Source organism: Ferruginibacter sp. (assembly GCF_031430955.1).
Lineage (GTDB): Bacteria > Bacteroidota > Bacteroidia > Chitinophagales > Chitinophagaceae > Ferruginibacter.
Genome location: NZ_JANPCM010000267.1, coordinates 1 through 3,242, shown reverse-complemented (window position 1 = coordinate 3,242; position 3,242 = coordinate 1). Strand labels below are relative to the sequence as shown.

4 protein-coding genes are annotated in these 3,242 nt (G+C 35.2%); 1 reads left to right on the top strand and 3 read right to left on the bottom strand.

The genetic code is table 11. The features are described from left to right. A partial coding sequence (locus ACY65O_RS07575) for a helicase-related protein (RefSeq protein ID WP_462220249.1) occupies positions 1–1,070 on the top strand: 1,070 nt, incomplete at its 5' end. A gap of 178 nt (positions 1,071–1,248) precedes the next feature. Here the strand turns inward: ACY65O_RS07575 and ACY65O_RS07570 are convergent. From ACY65O_RS07570 to ACY65O_RS07560, 3 genes are all read right to left on the bottom strand, one after another. Beyond that, a complete protein-coding gene (locus ACY65O_RS07570; protein WP_462220248.1) occupies positions 1,249–1,680 on the bottom strand; it encodes an RrF2 family transcriptional regulator in 432 nt (143 codons plus the stop codon). Between the two features lie 2 nt (positions 1,681–1,682). Continuing rightward, positions 1,683–2,006, bottom strand: coding sequence for a metal-sulfur cluster assembly factor (locus ACY65O_RS07565; RefSeq protein WP_462220247.1), 324 nt, complete (start codon positions 2,004–2,006; stop codon positions 1,683–1,685). Beyond that, positions 2,003–3,242: cytochrome C oxidase subunit I (locus tag ACY65O_RS07560; RefSeq protein WP_462220246.1), on the bottom strand; the 1,240-nt coding region annotated here is incomplete at its 5' end. The genes ACY65O_RS07560 and ACY65O_RS07565, both read right to left, overlap by 4 nt.

Genomic DNA, 3,242 nt, shown 5'->3' with positions numbered 1-3,242 from the left:
CACAACAACACCGCTACGAAGCATTAAAAAGATTAATAGATTTTAACCCTGGTATGTATGGTATAATTTTTACCCGTACAAAAATTGATGCACAGGAAATTGGTGAACGCCTGGCAAAAGCCGGTTACGAAATTGAAGCATTACACGGCGATTTAACGCAGCAGCAAAGTGATAAAGTGATGGGCCGCTTCCGCACAAAAAGTTTACAATTATTAATTGCAACCGATGTTGCTGCAAGAGGTATAGATGTTGAAGGCGTAACACATGTTATCAATTTTGAATTACCTGATGATATGGAAGTATACACCCACAGAAGCGGACGTACAGGAAGGGCTGGTAAAACCGGTATTTGTCTTTCTATATGTCATAGCAGGGAAACTTTTAAAATAAAGTCATTGGAAAGAATGATCAATGCACAGTTTCATAAAGTTGATGTACCAAGTGGTAAAGATGTGTGCCGCAAACAATTTTTCCATTTTATGGATACTTTAATGCAGGCCGATGTTAGCCATGGCGATTACGAAACTTATATGCCCGACCTGATGGAAAAATTTGCTGATGTAACTAAAGAGGAGGTACTGCAACGTGTAGCCGCTTTAGAATTCAGCCACTTTTTAAAGTATTACGAAAATGCCGAAGACCTTAACCGCAATGATATTCGTGGTGAAAGAAGGCAGCCTGCAACAGGTGGCGATGCCAGAGACGGCAGCAGAAAAGAACGTACTGATTTTAACCGCAGGGATAATGGTTTTACAAGATTATTCATCAACCTTGGTACCAAAGATGGTTTTTATAAAGCCAGTTTTTTACAATTTATTTTAGATGAAAGTAATTTAAAGAAAGAAGTGCTGGGTAAAATTGATATGAGGGATATGAACAGCTGGATAGAAATTGATAAAGCCGAAGCAGGACGCATGATAACCGCTATTGATGGCAAGCGTTATAACAACCGCACCATTCGTATGAATGAAGCTGACGGTGGTTTTAAACGCCCCAACGATGAAGGTACTGGTGTTACAAGAGAAAGAAAGAGGACTTACGCTCCAAAAGAGAGAAGAAGTTTCAGATAAATAATTTTTATTTTTCCCCTTCATTATAATTGAGTTTCAATTGTAATGAAGGGATTTTTTATACCTCATAATATTCCCTGACAAATATTACAACATTCTTTTAAAATAAACTGATGAAGTAATTAATGCCACACAGATATTTAAGTAAAAAACTACACAGTAAAACTTGTAACAAACTTTAACCGGTTAAGTAAGTTAGTCCGTTAGTAACTGGCTCACACAGATCACTCATTTTTTTATCCCGGCATAATTTTTCAAAGCTGTCCCGTACTACTTTATAATCGTTATGTATGGGGCAGGGATGCGAAGCGGAACATTTACTTAAGCCAAGGCCGCATTGCTTAAACACTTCTTTACCATCAATGGCCTCAATAATTTTTATGATGGGCTGATTTTTTTGTTTAGCTGTAATATAAAATCCACCGTTAGGCCCTTTTGCACTGTTGATCACCTCTCCTTTTACCAATGACTGCAACATTTTACCAACAGTGTGTTCACTGGCATCTATAAATTCAGCTATTTCTTTAATGCCGTTTTTTTCGCCGGTATCAAATTTTGATGCAAGATAAATAACCGCTTTTATCGCCGTTTTACAGGTAAGGCTTAGCATAATTACTGATTTAAGAACATTTGTCCTTCTGGTGAAATCATTTCATTACTCCACGGAGGGTTGAATGTGAGTTGCAATGCTACTTCGTTATTTGTAAATGTATTTTGCAATGCTCTTGTTACTGCTGTGGTAATGGATTCTCCCATCGGACAAAATTGTGTGGTAAGCGTCATTGAAACAAATATTTTTGAATTGGTTTCATCAAAATCAATTTGATAAATTAAGCCAAGATCAACCACATTCAAGCCAATTTCTGGATCTGTTACCGTTTGCAAAGCTGCCAGGGCAATAGTACATTTAATATTATTATTGGTAATTATACTCATACTTTGGAAGCTTTATGAAAGAACATTTTTAATACATTCCAATTATATAATAATGCAGTAACTATTAATAATGCTGCGGCAGCCTGCAAAATAATAATTTTGGTAAAATAAATACCCGATATAAATAATGCAAAGCCAAATAAATAAATAAAGCACATCGCAATAAATATTTTACTGCTGAATAAATCTTTAGGGTTGGGTGTTTTGCCCACGCCTGCATGCAGGTGGTAAACTTTATTCCAGATAATAAAAGGAAGTGTCTTAAAAGTCATTCCAAAAATTATTGCAGTTATCCAGCCAAAGAAAATAACAAAGCCATAGAGTAAAACCATTTTTGTATTTACTGTACCCAACAACAGGCTTGCAATAATAATAATTAAAAAAATAAGGGGTATTAATAACATCATTACCGAGGTTAATGTTATTTTCATTTGCTCATCTACTTTTTTACGGATGCGTTGTTTGTAACAACTGTAACAATAATATCCAAAAAGTAATAATACCAGCAACATTGCCGTTACTGGTATAAAATAAAAAGCAGTAGTATTTAAAAACAGAAAGCTAAGTATAAAGCTCAATAAACTGCCGTTCATCAATCCATATATTACCCAAAGCAATTTAGTATTATTATATTTAGAAATTAAAAACATCGGTATTAACCTGGAACCAACTCCCATTACCAATAACAAAAACCACCCAATTATTCCTATATGTGCATGCAGTGAAAGATAATGCAGCGAATCTTTTGGTAAAATAATTGCAGTAAAATTATATAATAATAAAAGCCCCAGCAAAGTGGTAAGCAGTAACCACAAAGAAGCCGTAAAAATAAAAACAGCGTGAACATTTTCTTTTTTACTTTTTACCATGCTTACTGCAAGGTTTAATAAATAAGTAATTACCGCTGCATTTATTAAAATACCACCTGACTGTGCCGGCCAGCCCAAATTAAAAAAATAAAATCCGTAAATAAGCAAAGGGATACCAATTGCCCCAAATACAAATGAAATATATGCAAGAACGTTACTGTATAATTTTCCTTCAATTAATACTGGTACCAGCTGGTGACTGGCACCCAGGATCATCATGGTGCCCCACCCCAATGCCATACAGTGCGTAATTGCAAGTGTATTTGGATGAAAATAATGTTTTGTAAATGCGCTGGCAGAAAAAAATAATAATATGGTTGCGAACAAAAATGATATTGCTGCATAAGCATAAAATGGCAGCACAACT

What these genes read in the sequence shown, in the direction of transcription:
- ACY65O_RS07570 (WP_462220248.1), bottom strand. Translation starts at nt 1,680, where the DNA reads ATGCTAAGCCTTACCTGTAAAACGGCGATAAAAGCGGTTATTTATCTT.
- ACY65O_RS07565 (WP_462220247.1), bottom strand. Translation starts at nt 2,006, where the DNA reads ATGAGTATAATTACCAATAATAATATTAAATGTACTATTGCCCTGGCA.